The following is a 15,952-nucleotide window of genomic DNA, read 5'->3' as shown; positions in this document are numbered from 1 at the left end:
GCCGACGTCACGTGACCGCGGGGTCCGGGGGTGCGGGCGTTCCGCGTCATGAAAGACGCGACGCGTCTTCGGGGTGAACAAGGTGAACAAAGGGCGGCCTCGCCCTTTGTCCGACCGGAATGGCGGCGCGGGGTACCGGCGGAATGGAATAGTCCGCGGCGGCCGGTCGGATTCCGCTTGCTGATGTGCCGCCATGTCGAATGGTGCGGAATGAAATAGTCCGCAGCCGATCCCCAAGTGCCGGGATCATGAAGTGATATGTTCCGTCCAGTTCTCGGACTCGGCTTTGTGCGGCCGCCGTTGGTGTCGCCGCGCGACCATTGGGGGGAAAGCTGTGGTGAGGTTCGGTCCCGGGCGTGGATTCTCCGATAACCCGGTCGAGGCCCCGGTCCTCCCGGTGCGGGGGTAATCCGCCGACGCCGTGCGAGCGCACAAGAATTCACGCACGGCGTGGATCCGGGGTGCTGTACGAACGACAACGGAGGACACATGATCAAGCGAACTTCCCGTGGGCGGCGCGCCGCCTCGGTGCTGCTGGCCACGGCCGTCGTGGGCGTGGCCCTGGCCGCCTCGCCCGTGAACGCGGCGGCGCCGCCCGCCTGGGAGACGCTGCCCCAGCCCGTCAAGAACGCGGCCGCGGCCATTCTCCCCTTCGACGGAGAGAACTCCGTCGTCACCACCCGGCAGGGCGAGTGCGGTGACTGCGACTTCGACCAGCGGCTGTGGCAGCGGAACGGGTCGGCCTGGAAGGAGCTGAAGCTGCCCGCCGACGGCGCGGCCGACACGGTGACCGGCACCTCTCCCGACGACCTGTGGGCCATCGGCCGCAAGAGCGGCGCCGACGGCCACTGGCGGGTCCACCACTACGACGGCGCCCAGTGGTCGGCCAACCTCAGCCCCGACGCGAAGAGCGTGGAGATCCTCGCCGCGAAGGCGGTCAGCCGCACCAGCCTCTGGGGCGTCGGCAACACGCGGGTGGAGACCGGGTTCGTGCCGACGGTCACCCATTGGAACGGCAAGACGTGGGACACCACCAAGTTCGACGGTGTCGAGGGCAATCTGAGCGCCCTTCAGGTGAAGTCGGAGAACGACATCTGGGCCGTGGGCGAAACCAACGCCGGCGGCGTCGCCAACGACCGTTACCAAGGGCTCGTCATGCACTACGACGGCACCAAGTGGAAGAAATTTCCGGTGCCTTCGATCCCGAAGGTGAGTACCGCACTCAACGCCGTCATCAGTAATGGGACGAACGACGTATGGGTGTCCGGAACGGTCCTGGACGAGCGGGGCCAGGGGGAGAAGCGGACCGGCGCGTACGTCATTCACTGGGACGGCAAGAGCTGGACCCACCGGGATGTTCCGGGCAAGGAGGAGGCCAGGGTCGGGACCTTCGCCCATTACGACGGAAAGCTCTATGCCGGGCTTTCCGGTAACCAGAGGCTGGCCCGCTGGACCGGTTCCGCCTGGGAGCAGGTCGACGGGCTGGAGCCGCTGATGTTCGGCGTCCGCGACCTGACCACCGCGAAGGACGGTTCGCTGTACGTCTCCGGTGCCAGGGGGACGTTCTTCGGCTCCATCTACTACCAGCAGCGGCTGGCCCCGCCCGCCGCGCGCTGATCACGCGTCTGAAGGCCGCCCGCCACCGAGCGGCGGGCAGTGCTTCAGGCAGGCCGGAGCCCCGGACGGATTCCCGTCCGGGGCTCCGGCACGCTCGCGTCGCGGCCGTCCGCCCCGCCCGGCTCAGTCGGGGTCGATGCCCAGCATCCGCTGGAGCAGTTCGCGCAGGACCGTGCGCTCCGCGACCGACAGCCCGGCCAGCGGCTCGCGCGCGAAGTGCAGGGAGACCTTCAGGTGGTCGGCCGTGCGCTTGCCCTCCTCCGTCGCGGCCGCCAGCTTCACACGACGGTCGTCCGGGTCGGGCCGCCGCTCGACGAGGCCGCGGCCTTCGAGGCGGTCCACGATCCCGGTGATGTTCGACGGCTCGCACTTGAGGTGCACGGCGATCCGCCGCATGGGCAGCGGCTCGCGGGAGAGCAGTGCCAGTACGCGCGCCTGGGCGCCCGTGAGGGAGTGCTGGGCGGCCGCGTCCTCGTACTCCTCGTGGTAGCGGGCCACGACGGTGGCGATGAGGTCGACGACCTCCAGGGTCAGTGCGTCTGTACGAGTGGCCATGGGGACCAGGATAGCGTTTTGCTTGACAACATGAAATATCCAGGTGCACTGTTCTTTCAGTTGCTGAAACATTAGGAGGCTTCACTTCATGTCCGCACTGCCTACGACCGGCCGCGAATGGCACCTCGTCGCACGCCCGCAGGGCTGGCCGAAGCCCGAGGACTTCGCGCTGCGCGAGAGCGCGGTGGCCGAGCCCGGCGACGGCCAGATCCTGGTCCGCAACCTGCACATGTCGGTGGACCCTTACATGCGGGGCCGTATGAACGACGTCAAGTCGTACGCGCCGCCCTTCCAGCTCGACGAGCCGATGGACGGTGGCGCGGTCGGCGAGGTCATCGCCTCCCAGGCGGACGGGTTCGCCGTCGGCGACCACGTCCTGCACGGTCTCGGCTGGCGTGAGTACGCCCTGGTCGACGCCGCGCGCGCCACCAAGGTCGACTCCGAGGCCGCCCCGCTCACCGCCTACCTCGGCGTGCTCGGCATGACGGGGCTGACCGCCTACGCGGGGCTGCTGGACGTCGCCTCCTTCAAGGAGGGCGACGCGGTGTTCGTCTCCGGCGCGGCCGGCGCGGTCGGCAGCCAGGTCGGGCAGCTCGCCAAGCTCAAGGGCGCCTCCCGGGTCATCGGCAGCGCGGGCTCCGACGAGAAGGTCAAGCTCCTCACCGAGGAGTACGGCTTCGACGCCGCCTTCAACTACAAGAACGGCCCCGTGGCGCGGCAGCTCAAGGAAGCCGCCCCCGACGGCATCGACGTCTACTTCGACAACGTCGGCGGCGAGCACCTGGAAGCCGCGATCAGCTCCCTCAACCTGCACGGCCGCGCCACCATCTGCGGCATGATCGCGCAGTACAACGCGACCGAGCCGACCCCCGCCCCGCGCAACCTCGCCCTCGTCATCGGCAAGCGGCTGCGCCTTCAGGGCATGCTCGTCGCCGACCACTCGGCGCTCCAGCCGCGGTTCGTCGAAGAGGTGTCGTCCTGGGTGCGCTCCGGTGAACTCAAGTACCGGGTGACCGTGGTGACCGGCATCGACAGCGCGGTGGACGCCTTCCTCGGCATGCTGCGCGGCGAGAACACCGGAAAGATGATCGTCAGCCTTAACGACTAGGCTCACCAGTACGCCGCCGTGGACGCGCGCCCGCGGCGAACCAGCAGGAGGATCTCAGCATGAGCATTCAGTCCGTGGACGTTCTCTACACCGCTGTCGCGACGGCCGAGAACGGCCGTGACGGCCGCGTGGCCAGCGACGACCGTCAGCTCGACGTGGTCGTCAACCCTCCCAAGGAGATGGGCGGCAGCGGCGCCGGCACCAACCCCGAGCAGCTCTTCGCCGCCGGTTACAGCGCCTGCTTCCAGGGCGCGCTGGGCGTCGTGGCCCGCAAGGAGAAGGCCGACATCTCCGGCTCGACCGTCACCGCCAAGGTCGGCATCGGCAAGACCCCCGAGGGCGGCTTCGGCCTCAAGGTCGAGCTGGTGGCCTCCATCCCGAACGTGGACGCGGCCACCGCCAAGGACCTTCTGGAGAAGGCCCACCAGGTCTGCCCGTACTCCAACGCCACCCGCGGCAACATCGAGGTCACGCTGAACGTCGCCTGACCCCGGGCCGTTCCGAGGCCGCACCCCGCGCCGGGGTGCGGCCTTCGGCGTACGGTCCGCCGCCGCGCGCGTACGGTCCGCCGCCGCGCGCGTACGGGCCGCCTCCGCGCCGCCGTGCGCGTACGGGCCGCCCCGCGCGTACGGGCCGTCCTCGCGCCGCCGCCCGTACGGGCCCGCCTCCGCGCCGCCGCCCGCGCGGTGCGGTCTTGACCAGCGGCTACGCTTGCCCGCCATGCGAGATCTTGTGGCGGGGGCGGGCTATCTCATCAAGGGGCAGCGCTGGATGGCGCGGCACCGGCGGCTGTGGGCGCTCGGGATGCTGCCCGCGCTGATCACCCTCGTCGGGTACGCGGCCGCGGTCATCGCGCTCGGCTTCTGGGCCGGAGACGTCATCGGCTGGGCGACCCCGTTCGCCGAGGGCTGGCCCTCGCCCTGGCTCGGCGTCTTCCGCGGCCTGCTCGCCGCGCTCTTCTTCGGCGGCGGCCTGCTCCTCGCCCTCCTCTCCTTCGCCGCCGTCACCCTCCTGGTCGGCGACCCGTTCTACGAGGCGATCTCCGAGAAGGTCGATCTCGCCGAGGGCGGCACGGCGCACGAGTCGGGGCTGCCGCTCTGGCGGGAGCTGTGGATCGGCACCGCGGAGTGCGTCCGCGTGCTGGCCCGGGCCGCCTGCTGGGGCGTGCTGCTCTTCGCGCTCGGCTTCGTGCCGATCATCGGCCAGACCCTGATCCCGGCCATCGGCTTCTGCGTCTCGGGCTTCTTCCTCACCGAGGAGCTGACGGCCGTCGCGCTCCAGCGGCGCGGCGTGGCGCTGCCGGACCGGCTGCGGCTGCTGCGCGGCCGCAAGCTGCTCGCCTGGGGCTTCGGCGTGCCGCTGACCCTCCTCTTCCTCGTCCCGCTGGTGGCCGTCTTCGTGATGCCGGGCGCCGTCGCGGGCGCGACCCTGCTCGTACGGGACCTCACGGGCGAGGCGACGGCCGATGACGACAGTGCCGACGACGACAGCGCCGACGACGGCGGTGCTGACAACGACAGTGCCGACGACGATGGCGCAGATGACGCCGCTCCCCGAACCGTGAGTTGACGCCGCGTCCGGAGTGTGGCGCTCCGGGCCGGTTCGGCGCGGGGCGACAATAGGGGGATGTCCTTCGACCAGCTGATCTCCGCTCCGTACACCTTTGCCGCCCCCTTGTTCGCGAGCAGCGGACAGGGGGTCCGGCAGTTCGCAGAGCTGGGGATCGCGCTCCTGCTCTCCTCCCTGATCGGGCTGGAGCGGGAGGTACGGCAGAAGAGCGCCGGGCTGCGCACCCACACCCTCGTGGGGGTCGGCAGCGCCCTCTTCATGGAGGTGTCGATACACGGTTTCGGTGCGGTGGCGGGGATCGACGGCATCGAGCTGGACCCCTCCCGGGTGGCCGCGCAGGTCGTCTCCGGCATCGGCTTCATCGGCGGCGGCCTGATCTTCGTGCGGCGCGACGCGGTGCGCGGCCTGACGACGGCCGCGACCATCTGGCTGACCTGTGCCGTGGGCATGGCGTGCGGCGGCGGGCTGCCGCTGCTCGGGCTCGCCGCGACGCTGGTGCACTTCATCGTGGTGCGCGGCTTCCCGATGATGACGCGGCGGATGGTGTCGATGCCGTCCGTGGAACAGGTGGAGCTGCGGCTCTCCTACCGGACGCGCAGCGGGTTGCTGGGGCGGGTGCTGGAGCTGTGCACGAGCCGGGGGTTCCTGGTGACGGACGTACAGGTGGACTCCGCCGAGGGGGAGGCGGGCGGCCAGGCGGCCGTGGTGCTGCGGCTCGAAGGGAAGGGGTCCGCGCATCCGCTGGTCGAGGAGCTGACGGACTGGGACGGGGTGTCCGAGGTGGGGCTGCGGTCCCACCGGGAGAGCACGGAGTAACAGGCTTTCGGGCCTCTCCCGGCGGACCCGGGTCGCTCGGGCAGGCACCTTGCCCAGCAGCGCCGCGAGCAGCCCGGGCGCTCGGGCAGGCACCTCGTCCAGCGGCGCCGCGAGCGGCCCGGGCGCTCAGGCCGGCGCCTCGTCCAGCGGCGCCGCGAGCGGCCCGGGCGCTCAGGCCGGCGCCTCGCCCAGCAGCGCCACGAAGGTGCGGAACGCCGCCGGCATGTCCACGGCCTCGGGGTCCAGCAGCCACTGGTACTGCAACCCGTCCATCACCGCCACCAGCAGCGGAGCCACCGCGTCCGCGGCCATGCCGTTGGGCAGCCGCTCGCCGTACTCCGCGCGGAGCGAGGCCGCCATGTCGGCGCGCACCCGTTCGTAGCGCCGGGTGAAGAACGCGCGCGCCGGGTGCTCCTCGGTCACGCTCTCGCCGAGCAGCGCGGAGAAGGTCTGCACGACGCCGGGGCGCATCGCGTTGTACTCGACGAGCGAGGCGAGCAGGCCGAGCGGCCAGCCGCCCGCGCCGCCGCTCGGACCGGAGCCGGTGTCCCACCGGTCGCGGTCCTCCAACACGGCGAGCAGCAGCGCTTCCTTGGTGGGGAAGTAGTGCAGCAGCCCCTGCTGGGTGAGGCCGACGCGCGCCGCGACGGCGCCGAGCGTCGCGCCCCGGTAGCCGCGCTCGGCGATCACTTCGAGGGTGGCGCGGAGGATCTCCGCACGCCGCTCCTCGCCGCGCGCCCTGGCCGCCATGGGCCGCTCCTTCGAACGATATTGCGATTGGGTAACGACACCTACCGTGCTACAGGCAGGGCGCGGAATCATAGTGTCATTATTCGCGTCATCGGGCTTTTGGTATCGATGAGGAGGCCAGCCGTGGCTGACGCGAACCGGAACGCGAAAGGCGCTGTGGAGGCTGTGGCGTCCGCGCTCGCCCGCCTCGACCTCGACACCAAGGCGCGGCTGCTCGCCGGCCAGGACATGTGGTCGCTGCCCGCGGTCCCCGCCATCGGCCTCGGCTCCCTGGTGATGTCCGACGGCCCGATCGGCGTCCGCGGTGTCCGCTGGAGCGCCGACGACCCCTCCATCGCGCTCCCCAGCCCCACGGCGCTCGCCGCCGCCTGGGACCCCGCACTCGCCCGTACGGCCGGGCGGCTGCTCGCGCAGGAGGCCCGGCGCAAGGGCGTGCACGTGCTGCTCGCGCCGACCGTGAACCTGCACCGCTCGCCGCTGGGCGGACGGCACTTCGAGGCGTACAGCGAGGACCCGTATCTGACGGGCGAGATCGGCGCCGGTTACGTGGCCGGGGTGCAGGACGGCGGCGTCGGCACCACCGTCAAGCACTTCGTGGCCAACGACGCCGAGACCGAGCGCTTCACCGTCGACAACAAGGTCACCGCCCGCGCCCTGCGCGAGCTCTACCTCGCCCCCTTCGAGGCCATCGTCGAGAAGGCCCGCCCCTGGGGCGTCATGTCCGCCTACAACAGCGTGGGTGGCTCCGCCATGACCGAGCACCGCCACCTCCAGCGGGAGGTGCTGCGCGGCGAGTGGGGCTTCGACGGCTTCCTCGTCTCCGACTGGCTGGCCGCCCGGAACACCGTACGGGCCCTCGCCGGCGGCCTCGACGTGGCGATGCCCGGCCCGCGCACCGTCTACGGGCCGGCGCTCGCCGCGGCCGTACGGGCGGGCGAGGCCGCCGAGTCCGACGTCGACGACGCCGTACGGCGGGTGCTGCTGCTCGCCGCCCGCGTCGGGGTGCTGGAAGGCGCGCCGCCCGCCGTCGCCGCCGCCGACCTGCCCGCGGCGATCGACGGCGTGGCGCTCGCCCGCGACATCGCCCGCCGCTCCTTCGTGCTCGTACGCAACGAGGGCGGCGCCCTGCCCCTGGACCCCGGCGGGGTGCGCCGAGTCGCCCTCCTCGGGGCCGCCGCGCGCGACGCCCGCGTCCTCGGCGGGGGCTCGGCGCAGGTCTTCCCCGACCACGTCGTCACGCCGCTCGACGGGCTGCTCGCGGCCCTCCCCGAGGGGGTGCTCGACTACGCCGTCGGCGCGGAGCCCGGCGACGAGATCACCATCGCCGACCAGGGGTTCGCGCTGCGCGCCGTCTGCCGGGACGAGGCCGGGCGGGTGCTGGGGGAGCGGTCCCTGCCGACCGGCCAGGTCCAGTGGATGGGCGACCTGCCCGACGGCGTCGCCTTCGACGCGCTGCACACCGTCGAGGTCGTCGGCGCCTTCACCCCGCGCGAGAGCGGGCCGCACGCCTTCGGCACGAAGGGGGTGGGCGGCTTCGCGCTGACCGTGAACGGTGAGACGGTCTTCGACGGCGACCAGGGCGTGGCGCGCGGCGACCTCTTCGACGCGGTCCTCGGCTCGCCCGTGGAGCGCGGGAACGCCGAACTGACGGCGGGCGCGCCGGTCGATGTCAGCCTCGTCCACACCGTGCCGAAGTCCCCGGACGCGCCGATCGCCGCCGTCGCCTGCTGTCTGATGCACCGCGAACCCCGGCGTGACGCACAGGAGTTGATCGAGGAGGCCGTGGCCAAGGCCGCCGCGGCGGAGGCCGCGATCGTCGTGGTCGGCACCACCGAGCGGGTCGAGAGCGAGGGCTTCGACCGCGACAGCCTGGCCCTGCCCGGCCACCAGGACGAGCTGGTCGCCCGCGTGGCCGCCGTCAATCCGCGCACCGTCGTGGTCGTCAACTCCGGTTCCCCGGTGGAGATGGGCTGGCGCGAGGACGTCGCGGCGGTGCTGCTCTGCTGGTTCCCGGGCCAGGAGGCGGGCGCCGCGCTCGCCGACGTCCTCCTCGGGACGGCCGAGCCCGGCGGCCGGCTGCCCACCACCTGGCCGGCCCGGCTCGCGGACGCGCCGGTCGTGCGCGTCACCCCGACGGGTGGCGAACTCCCGTACGAGGAGGGCGTGTTCATCGGCTACCGGGCCTGGGAGAAGTCCGGCGCACGCCCCGCGTACCCCTTCGGCCACGGGTTCGGCTACACCGACTGGTCGTACGAGGCCATCGAGGTGAGCGGCGCCACCGTCACCGTCCGCGTCCGCGACACCGGGGCGCGGCCCGGCCGCGAGGTCGTGCAGATCTATCTGGCGGTCCCGGACGGCGACACCGCCGACCGCCCCGCGCGCGTCCTGGCGGGCTTCGCCGCCGTCGAGGCGGAGCCGGGCCGCAGCGCCGAGGTGAGCGTCGAACTGCCGCGCCGGGCGGCCGAGATCTGGGACGAGGAGGCCGGCGGCTGGCGGCTCGTCCCCGGTACGTACCGCGCGGAGGCGGGGCGCAGCGTAGCGGACCGCCGTCTCGGCGCACCGCTGACGATCGCCTGAGCTCCCGGCGCCGCGGCCCCGGGACCGCGGCGCCCTACGCCGCCGGGCTCCGCTCCGTGATCCTGCGGTACGCCATCGATGCCAGCTCCCGCTGGCCCTCCTTGCTGGGGTGGAACCAGTCCCACGGGCTCAACTCGGCCTCGGTGAAGCGGAAGTCGTTGACCGCGCCGTCGTAGCGGCACAGCGGGTCCTTGCCGCAGACGTCCTTCAGCGCGGCGTTGTACGCGGCCACCCGCTGCTCGACCTGCCCGCGCCGCGCGTCGGAGGCGGTGTCCCTCGCATCCGAGTCCCCCAGCATCGAGGGGCAGATCCGGGCCAGTTTCCAGACCTGCTTGCCGATCGGGTCCGCGCGCCCCTCGGCCCAGAGCCGCTTGAGGTCCGGCACGCTCGCCACGTACACCTGCGTCTTGGGCAGCGCGCGCCGCAGCTCCTTCATCGCCACCGCGAAATCCGCCCGGTACCGCGCCACCGACGTCATGTCGGCGACGTCCGCGCGGCACGCGTCGTTGGCCCCCATCAGTACCGTCAGCAGCTCCGGCCGGTGGGGGAGGGCCTTGCTCAGCTGGCCGGGCAGATCGGCCATCCGGGCGCCGGTGCTGGCGTAGTTCCAGCTGTGCGCCGCCGGGGACGGCAGCAGTCGGCGTGCCAGGCTGTCGACCTTGCCGCCGGTGGCCCAGGACGCCTCGGGGCAGTCGGAGAGCGGTGAACAGGCGTTGAAACCACGGGTGATGGAGTCGCCGAGGGACGCGATGGAGGCGGGGCGGGTGTTCCACGCGGGGGTGGGCCTGGGGGTGGGCTTGGCGGCGGAGCCGCCCGCGCCGGTGGGGCCCTGGTCGTCGCACCCGGCGGCACCCGCGACGACGAAGGCCGACGTCAGGGCGGCGACGGCGGCCCGTGCGATTCCGTGGCGGTTTCGCGCGGTGCTCCCCCGCATCCCTGTTCCCCCTCCGGCCGATGGGTGATATCTCTTCTTGACCGACGGTACGTCACCCGTGCAGTGTCGCCGCACGATAGTTTTTCCTGTGGCAGTTGGGCTCTTCCCCGTTCGGGCGCGTACTCCGGTACTGTTCGGATCACAGCACGTCACATCCTGTCCCTTTTCGGGATAATTGCTCCCAATAGTGTTTACTGTTGGTAACCTCGCTGGCTGGTGCGGGAGTGATCATTGGGGCAGAATGACCGATGCTGCCCCAGGCGGGACCGGCACAGGCGCGAGGCCGCTGGGGAAGGCGTACCTCGAACCGCACTGGAGGTCCCGGTGACGACACGTGGAGTTCTGTACGTGCACTCCGCGCCACGCGCGCTGTGCCCGCACGTCGAATGGGCCGTCGCGGGCGTACTCGGCGTGCGCGTCACGCTCGACTGGATCAGACAGCCGGCCTCGCCCGGCACCTGGCGGGCCGAATTCTCCTGGCAGGGCGAGGCGGGCACCGCCTCCAAGCTCGCCTCCGCGCTGCGCGGCTGGCACCTGCTGCGCTTCGAGGTGACCGCCGAGCCCTGCCCCACGGCGGAGGGCGAGCGCTACAGCTCCACCCCCGACCTCGGCATCTTCCACGCCGTCACCGGCATCCACGGCGACATCCTCATCCCCGAGGACCGGCTGCGCGCCGCCCTCGCCAGGTCCGCCCGCGGCGAGACCGACCTTCAGGCCGAGGTCGCCAAGCTGCTCGGCAAGCCGTGGGACGACGAGCTGGAGCCGTTCCGGTACGCGGGCGAGGGCGCCCCGGTGCGGTGGCTTCACCAGGTCGTCTGAGCGGGGCCGGACCCACGGGCCCCCGGCCCGCACCCGGCCCCCGCTCCCGCGGCCGAGCGGTTCCGGCGCGCAGGGGAGCATGAGGCACGGGAGCAGGACGCCGCGTACTGCGGGGCATCGCTCATACGAGGCGGTACGCGCGAGGGCCCGCCCGGTCGGAAAGACCGGGCGGGCCCTCGTACGTACGGCTACCGCGGGATCACAGGGAGCGGAAGGCGAGCACTACGTTGTGGCCGCCGAACCCGAACGAGTTGTTCAGCGCGGTGACCGGCCCCTCGGGCAGCTGACGGGCCTCGTCCCGCACGACGTCGGCATCCGCCTCGGGGTCGAGGTTGGTGATGTTGATCGTCGGCGGAGCGACACGGTTCTTCAGTGCCAGCACCGAGGCCACGGTCTCGATGCCGCCCGCGCCGCCCAGCAGGTGACCCGTCATCGACTTGGTGGCCGAGATCGCCATGTGGTCCACGTCGTCGCCGAAGACCTTGCGCAGCGCCTTGATCTCCGCCACGTCGCCCAGCGGGGTCGAGGTCGCGTGCGCGTTGATGTGCGCGATCTCGACGGGCTTGATGTCGGTGGAGTCCATCAGGTTCTGGAGCGCCTGCGCGATGCCGCTGCCGGAGGGCTCCGGCTGGGTGATGTGGTGGCTGTCGGCCGAGATGCCCTGGCCGATCGCCTCGCAGTAGACGTTCGCGCCGCGCTGCGCGGCGTGCTCGGCCGACTCCAGGACGACCACGCCCGCACCCTCGCCCAGGACGAAGCCGTTGCGGTCGGCGTCATACGGGCGGGAGGCGCCCTGCGGGTCGTCGTTGCTCTTCGACATCGCCATCATGTTGCCGAACGCGGCGATGGGCAGCGGGTGGATCGCCGCCTCCGTGCCGCCCGCGACGACCACGTCGGCGCGGCCGGTGCGGATCATCTCGATGGCGTAGCCGATGGCCTCCGCGCCCGAGGCGCAGGCGCTGACCGGAGTGTGCACGCCCGCGCGGGCGCCGACCTCCAGGCCGACGTTGGCCGCCGGGCCGTTCGGCATCAGCATCGGCACGGTGTGCGGGGAGACCTTGCGGACGCCCTTCTCCTTCAGCACGTCGTACTGGTCGAGCAGGGTGATCACGCCGCCGATGCCGGAGGCGATGACCGTGCCGAGCCGGTGCGGATCGACGCTCGCGTCCTCACCGGCCTTCGCGGTGAACCCCGCGTCCGCCCACGCCTCGCGGGCCGCGATCAGCGCGAACTGCGCCGACCGGTCCAGCTTGCGGGCCTGCGGACGGGGGATGCTCTCACCGGGTTCGACCGCACTGCGGGCGGCGATCCGGACGGGCAGGTCGGCCCACCGCTCGCCCTCCAGGGCTTGCACGCCGGACCGGCCGGCGAGCAACCCTTCCCAGGTCGATGCGCTGTCGCCACCCAGTGGTGTGGTTGCGCCGATACCGGTGACGACCACGGTGCGATTGGTCGCGTTCACAGGAATTCTTTCTCCACGTGTAGAGGGGTCTGAATCTACGGCGCCACCGCCGGGTGGCGACAAACGCGTGGGCTGTCGATCAGCCCTGGTGCTTGAGGATGTACGAGACGGCGTCGCCGACCGTCTTGAGGTTCTTGACGTCGTCGTCGGGGATCTTGACGTCGAAGCGCTCTTCGGCGGCGACGACGACCTCGACCATGGACAGCGAGTCGACGTCGAGGTCGTCGGTGAACGACTTCTCCGACTTGACGTCCTCGGTGGGGATACCGGCGATCTCGTTGACGATCTCCGCGAGACCTTCGGTGATCTCTGCCTCAGTGGCGGCCATTGCGGCGCTCCTTCGATGTTTTACGGTCTGACTGGTCAGTGGTGAAGCTCTGTGCAGCGTCCGGTGGCTCCGGGCTGCGCAGTTCCTGCCTAGGGGAGGGTAACGACAGTGGCGGCGTAGACGAGACCCGCCCCGAAGCCGATGACGAGCGCCGTGTCCCCGCTCTTGGCCTGCCCCGTCGCCAACAGCCGCTCCATGGCGAGCGGAATGGAGGCGGCGGAGGTGTTGCCGGTGGTCTCGACATCGCGGGCCACCGTGACGTGCTCCGGCAGCTTGAGAGTCTTGACCATCGAATCGATGATCCGCATGTTCGCCTGGTGCGGAATGAAGGCGTCGAGGTCCTCGGCGGCGATCCCCGCCCGGTCCAGCGCCTCCTGGGCGACCTTCGCCATCTCGAACACGGCCCAGCGGAAGACCGCCTGGCCCTCCTGGGTGATCGCGGGGAATCGTACATCGCTCACATCGGTGCGGCCCCGGTACTCCTCCCAGGAGAGGGTCTGCTTGATGGTCTCGGACTTGTCGCCCTCCGAGCCCCAGACGGTCGGGCCTATCGACGGCTCCTTCGCGGGGCCCACGACCACGGCGCCCGCGCCGTCACCGAACAGGAAGGCCGTCGCGCGGTCCTCCAGATCGGTCAGGTCCGAGAGCCGCTCCACGCCGATGACCAGCACGTACTCCGCGCTGCCCTCGGAGATCAGGCCCTTGGCGAGGGTCAGTCCGTAGCCGAAGCCCGCGCAGCCGGCCGAGATGTCGAACGCGGCCGGCCGGCCCGCGCCGACCCGGTCGGCGATCTCCGTGGCGATGGCCGGGGTCTGCTTGAAGTGCGAGACCGTCGAGACGATCACGGCGCCGATCTGGGCGGGGTCGATGCCGGCGTCGGCGATGGCCTTGCCGGACGCCTCCACCGACATCATGGCCACCGTCTCCTCGGGGCCCGCCCAGTGCCGGGTGGCGATGCCCGAGCGAGAACGGATCCACTCGTCGGAGGAGTCGATGTGCTTGAGGATCTCGTCGTTTCCCACCACCCGGGTCGGGCGGTAGCCGCCGACGCCGAGAATGCGCGCGTACGGGGAACCCTGGCTGGGCTTGATCTTCGCAGTCATGCTCTCGGGGCTCCTTATTCGGCCGGGGTCTGCGCGGAGTCGGCCGCGGTGTCCGCGGCCGCGTGCTCGGCTATCAGCGCACGGGCGGCGTCGAGGTTGTCCGGGGTCTTGAGCGCGAGCGTCTTGACGCCGGGCAGGGCGCGCTTGGCGAGACCCACGAGCGTGCCCGCCGGGCACAGCTCGATGATCGCGGTGACGCCCAGTTCCTTGAAGGTCTCCATGCACAGGTCCCAACGGACCGGATTCGAGACCTGGTTGACCAGCCGCTGAAGGATCTCCGCGCCGGTGGCGACGGTGCGGCCGTCCTTGTTGGAGACGTAGCGGGTGCCCGGGTCGCTCGCGTCCAGGGTGGGGACGAGCGCCTCCAGCGTCGCGACCGCCGGGGCCATGTGGTGCGTGTGGAACGCCCCGGCCACCTTCAGCGGCACGACCTTGCGGGTGCCCTCCGGCTTGTCCTCGGCCAGCGCCGCCAACTGCTCGGCGGTGCCGGCGGCCACGATCTGACCCGCGCCGTTCACATTGGCCGGGGTCAGGCCGAGCCGCTCCAGGTGCGGCAGGACGGCGTCCGGCTCGCCACCGAGCAGCGCGGCCATGCCGGTCTCGGTGACCGCCGCGGCCTCGGCCATCGCCAGTCCCCGCTTGCGGACCAGCGCCATCGCGGAGTGCTCGGACAGCACGCCCGCGGCGGCCGCGGCGGTGATCTCACCGACGCTGTGCCCGGCCACGGCGCCGGCCTGGCGGATCAGGTCGGCCGGGGACGCGAAGAGCTGCCGCGCGGTGAGCAGACCGGCGGCGACCAGCAGCGGCTGGGCCACCGCGGTGTCACGGATCTCCTCCGCGTCGGCCTTGGTGCCGTAGTGGACCAGGTCCAGGTCGACGACGGCCGACCACTCCGCGAGGCGTTCGGTGACGCCGGGAAGGTCGAGCCAGGGGGTCAGGAAGCCGGGCGTCTGAGCGCCCTGGCCGGGAGCGACGAGTACGAGCACCCTCACACTCTCTCTTGCGGACGGCCTCGCCCACCCGTGGGGACAGGGACGAAGAACCGTCGGGGTAATTGTGGGTTTCCGCTAAAAGCCTACGACTGGGTACCGGCGTCGGCCAGGCGCCCCAGGATGAGCGCGATACGCAGCGTGAACGCGGACCGCACATCGGAGGGTGACCATCCAGTGACGTCCGTCACACGTCGGAGGCGGTATCGCACGGTGTTGGGGTGCACGAAAAGCATCCGCGCCGCGCCCTCCAGACTGCTTGCCTGCTCCAGGTAGACGCTCAGCGTCTCCAGCAGAGCCGACCCCGCCTCCTCCAGTGGTCTGTAGATCTCCTCCACCAGCTGCTCGCGCGCCGCCACGTCTCCGGCCATCGCGCGCTCCGGCAGGACATCGTCCGCCAGCACCGGCCGCGGCGCGTCCGGCCATGCCGCACACGCCTTCAGACCGGCCGTGGCCGCCGCCGCGGAACGGTTCGCGGCCAGCAGGTCCGAGACCACCGGACCGGCCACCACCGGGCCCGCCGCGAACGGGCCGATCAGCGACTTCGCCGTCTGCAACGGGTTGTCGGAGCCGCCCGCGATCACCACCAGCCGGCTGCCCAGCACCCCGGTCAGCACCTGGAGCTTGGCGTGCCGGGCCGCGCGCCGGATCGCCTCGACGGTCAGCTCGCTGTCACCGTCCGGGGCGGTGCCGAGGAGCACCGCCACATGGTCGGGCGAGGACCAGCCCAGCGCGGCGGCACGGGACAGCGCCCCCTCGTCGGCCTCGCCGGAGAGCACGGCGTTGACCACCAGCGACTCCAGCCGGGCGTCCCACGCGCCGCGCGCCTCCGCGGCCTGCGCGTAGACCTGCGCGGTCGCGAAGGCGATCTCACGGGCGTAGACGAGCAGCGCCTCACGGAGCACCGACTCGTCGCCGGGGGCCGCCACCTCCTCGATGGCCGACTCCATGACCTCGATGGTCGTACGGACCATCTCCACGGTCTGGCGCAGCGTGATCGCCCGGGTCAGCTCGCGGGGCGCGGTCCCGAAGACGTCCGTGCTGATCGCCTGCGGGGTCTCCGGGTGCCGGAACCACTCGGTGAAGGCCGCGATGCCGGCCTGGGCGACCAGTCCGATCCAGGAGCGGTTCTCCGGGGGCATCGCCCGGTACCACGGCAGCTGCTCATCCATCCGGGCGATGGCGTTGGCGGCCAGTTTCCCGGAGGACTTCTCCAGCCGGCGCAGGGTGGCACTGTGCGGATGCGGGGTGTTAGCGGCGGGTTGAGGCACGGGACAAGCCTGCCCTATTCGCGCGGCGTGCGGAGCGGCCGGGCTACCGTAGCC

The 15,952-nt window shown here is 71.8% G+C and carries 15 protein-coding genes; 7 read left to right on the top strand and 8 right to left on the bottom strand.

All coding sequences use genetic code 11. The features are described 5' to 3' along the window. The first annotated feature begins 489 nt into the window (after nucleotides 1–489). The gene (locus tag AC07AB_RS09255) at nucleotides 490–1,617 is read left to right on the top strand and encodes a hypothetical protein (protein ID WP_478562551.1); all 1,128 of its coding nucleotides are present in this window, start codon (nucleotides 490–492) and stop codon (nucleotides 1,615–1,617) included. 123 nt (nucleotides 1,618–1,740) lie between these two features. On the opposite strand, the gene AC07AB_RS09250 is transcribed toward AC07AB_RS09255, so the two are convergent. Further along, nucleotides 1,741–2,172: a MarR family winged helix-turn-helix transcriptional regulator gene (locus tag AC07AB_RS09250; protein ID WP_478562549.1), complete on the bottom strand. Its 432-nt coding sequence runs from the start codon at nucleotides 2,170–2,172 to the stop codon at nucleotides 1,741–1,743. 88 nt (nucleotides 2,173–2,260) lie between these two features. On the opposite strand from AC07AB_RS09250, the gene AC07AB_RS09245 reads away from it, so the two are divergent. The 4 genes from AC07AB_RS09245 (at nucleotide 2,261) to AC07AB_RS09230 (ending at nucleotide 5,665) form a co-directional block, all read left to right on the top strand. Continuing rightward, nucleotides 2,261–3,280: an NADP-dependent oxidoreductase gene (locus tag AC07AB_RS09245; RefSeq protein WP_478562546.1), complete on the top strand. Its 1,020-nt coding sequence runs from the start codon at nucleotides 2,261–2,263 to the stop codon at nucleotides 3,278–3,280. Between the two features lie 59 nt (nucleotides 3,281–3,339). Beyond that, a complete protein-coding gene (locus AC07AB_RS09240) occupies nucleotides 3,340–3,768 on the top strand; it encodes an organic hydroperoxide resistance protein (RefSeq protein WP_478562543.1) in 429 nt (142 codons plus the stop codon). 232 nt (nucleotides 3,769–4,000) lie between these two features. After that, entirely contained in the window at nucleotides 4,001–4,849 is an 849-nt protein-coding gene (locus AC07AB_RS09235) for an EI24 domain-containing protein (protein WP_478562540.1), read from the top strand. 57 nt (nucleotides 4,850–4,906) lie between these two features. Beyond that, entirely contained in the window at nucleotides 4,907–5,665 is a 759-nt protein-coding gene (locus tag AC07AB_RS09230) for an MgtC/SapB family protein (protein WP_478562537.1), read from the top strand. A 171-nt stretch (nucleotides 5,666–5,836) separates the two neighbouring features. On the opposite strand, the gene AC07AB_RS09225 is transcribed toward AC07AB_RS09230, so the two are convergent. Then, entirely contained in the window at nucleotides 5,837–6,415 is a 579-nt protein-coding gene (locus tag AC07AB_RS09225) for a TetR/AcrR family transcriptional regulator (RefSeq protein ID WP_478562534.1), read from the bottom strand. Nucleotides 6,416–6,523: 108 nt separating this feature from the next. Between AC07AB_RS09225 and AC07AB_RS09220 the strand changes: the two genes are divergently transcribed. Further along, on the top strand, nucleotides 6,524–8,992 hold the full coding sequence (locus tag AC07AB_RS09220; protein ID WP_478562532.1) for a beta-glucosidase: 2,469 nt from the start codon (nucleotides 6,524–6,526) through the stop codon (nucleotides 8,990–8,992). 34 nt (nucleotides 8,993–9,026) lie between these two features. Here the strand turns inward: AC07AB_RS09220 and AC07AB_RS09215 are convergent, their stop codons facing one another. After that, complete coding sequence (locus tag AC07AB_RS09215; RefSeq protein ID WP_478562529.1) at nucleotides 9,027–9,926, bottom strand: SGNH/GDSL hydrolase family protein; 900 nt, start codon at nucleotides 9,924–9,926, stop codon at nucleotides 9,027–9,029. A 324-nt stretch (nucleotides 9,927–10,250) separates the two neighbouring features. Here AC07AB_RS09215 and AC07AB_RS09210 point away from each other — a divergent pair, with 324 nt between their 5' ends. Next, entirely contained in the window at nucleotides 10,251–10,745 is a 495-nt protein-coding gene (locus tag AC07AB_RS09210; protein ID WP_363229598.1) for a DUF3145 domain-containing protein, read from the top strand. A gap of 199 nt (nucleotides 10,746–10,944) precedes the next feature. Here the strand turns inward: AC07AB_RS09210 and fabF are convergent, their stop codons facing one another. From fabF to AC07AB_RS09185, 5 genes are all read right to left on the bottom strand, one after another. After that, a complete protein-coding gene (gene fabF, locus AC07AB_RS09205; protein ID WP_478562526.1) occupies nucleotides 10,945–12,207 on the bottom strand; it encodes a beta-ketoacyl-ACP synthase II in 1,263 nt (420 codons plus the stop codon). A gap of 79 nt (nucleotides 12,208–12,286) precedes the next feature. Beyond that, the gene (locus AC07AB_RS09200) at nucleotides 12,287–12,535 is read right to left on the bottom strand and encodes an acyl carrier protein (RefSeq protein ID WP_478562523.1); all 249 of its coding nucleotides are present in this window, start codon (nucleotides 12,533–12,535) and stop codon (nucleotides 12,287–12,289) included. Nucleotides 12,536–12,624: 89 nt separating this feature from the next. Then, on the bottom strand, nucleotides 12,625–13,638 hold the full coding sequence (locus AC07AB_RS09195) for a beta-ketoacyl-ACP synthase 3 (RefSeq protein WP_478562520.1): 1,014 nt from the start codon (nucleotides 13,636–13,638) through the stop codon (nucleotides 12,625–12,627). A gap of 14 nt (nucleotides 13,639–13,652) precedes the next feature. Then, nucleotides 13,653–14,624: an ACP S-malonyltransferase gene (locus tag AC07AB_RS09190; RefSeq protein ID WP_478562517.1), complete on the bottom strand. Its 972-nt coding sequence runs from the start codon at nucleotides 14,622–14,624 to the stop codon at nucleotides 13,653–13,655. A gap of 89 nt (nucleotides 14,625–14,713) precedes the next feature. Continuing rightward, nucleotides 14,714–15,898, bottom strand: a complete 1,185-nt coding sequence (locus AC07AB_RS09185) for a PucR family transcriptional regulator (protein WP_478562514.1) — start codon at nucleotides 15,896–15,898, stop codon at nucleotides 14,714–14,716. Nucleotides 15,899–15,952 lie beyond the last annotated feature (54 nt).

It is taken from the genome of Streptomyces sp. NPDC044033 (genome assembly GCF_056434425.1).
Note: the sequence above shows the minus strand (reverse complement) of the source record. Positions and strands in the feature narration are given on the sequence as shown.

Coding starts and splice junctions, on each gene's coding strand:
- AC07AB_RS09255 (WP_478562551.1), top strand. CDS start 490: ATGATCAAGCGAACTTCCCGTGGGCGGCGCGCCGCCTCGGTGCTGCTG.
- AC07AB_RS09250 (WP_478562549.1), bottom strand. CDS start 2,172: ATGGCCACTCGTACAGACGCACTGACCCTGGAGGTCGTCGACCTCATC.
- AC07AB_RS09245 (WP_478562546.1), top strand. CDS start 2,261: ATGTCCGCACTGCCTACGACCGGCCGCGAATGGCACCTCGTCGCACGC.
- AC07AB_RS09240 (WP_478562543.1), top strand. CDS start 3,340: ATGAGCATTCAGTCCGTGGACGTTCTCTACACCGCTGTCGCGACGGCC.
- AC07AB_RS09235 (WP_478562540.1), top strand. CDS start 4,001: ATGCGAGATCTTGTGGCGGGGGCGGGCTATCTCATCAAGGGGCAGCGC.
- AC07AB_RS09230 (WP_478562537.1), top strand. CDS start 4,907: ATGTCCTTCGACCAGCTGATCTCCGCTCCGTACACCTTTGCCGCCCCC.
- AC07AB_RS09225 (WP_478562534.1), bottom strand. CDS start 6,415: ATGGCGGCCAGGGCGCGCGGCGAGGAGCGGCGTGCGGAGATCCTCCGC.
- AC07AB_RS09220 (WP_478562532.1), top strand. CDS start 6,524: ATGAGGAGGCCAGCCGTGGCTGACGCGAACCGGAACGCGAAAGGCGCT.
- AC07AB_RS09215 (WP_478562529.1), bottom strand. CDS start 9,926: ATGCGGGGGAGCACCGCGCGAAACCGCCACGGAATCGCACGGGCCGCC.
- AC07AB_RS09200 (WP_478562523.1), bottom strand. CDS start 12,535: ATGGCCGCCACTGAGGCAGAGATCACCGAAGGTCTCGCGGAGATCGTC.
- AC07AB_RS09195 (WP_478562520.1), bottom strand. CDS start 13,638: ATGACTGCGAAGATCAAGCCCAGCCAGGGTTCCCCGTACGCGCGCATT.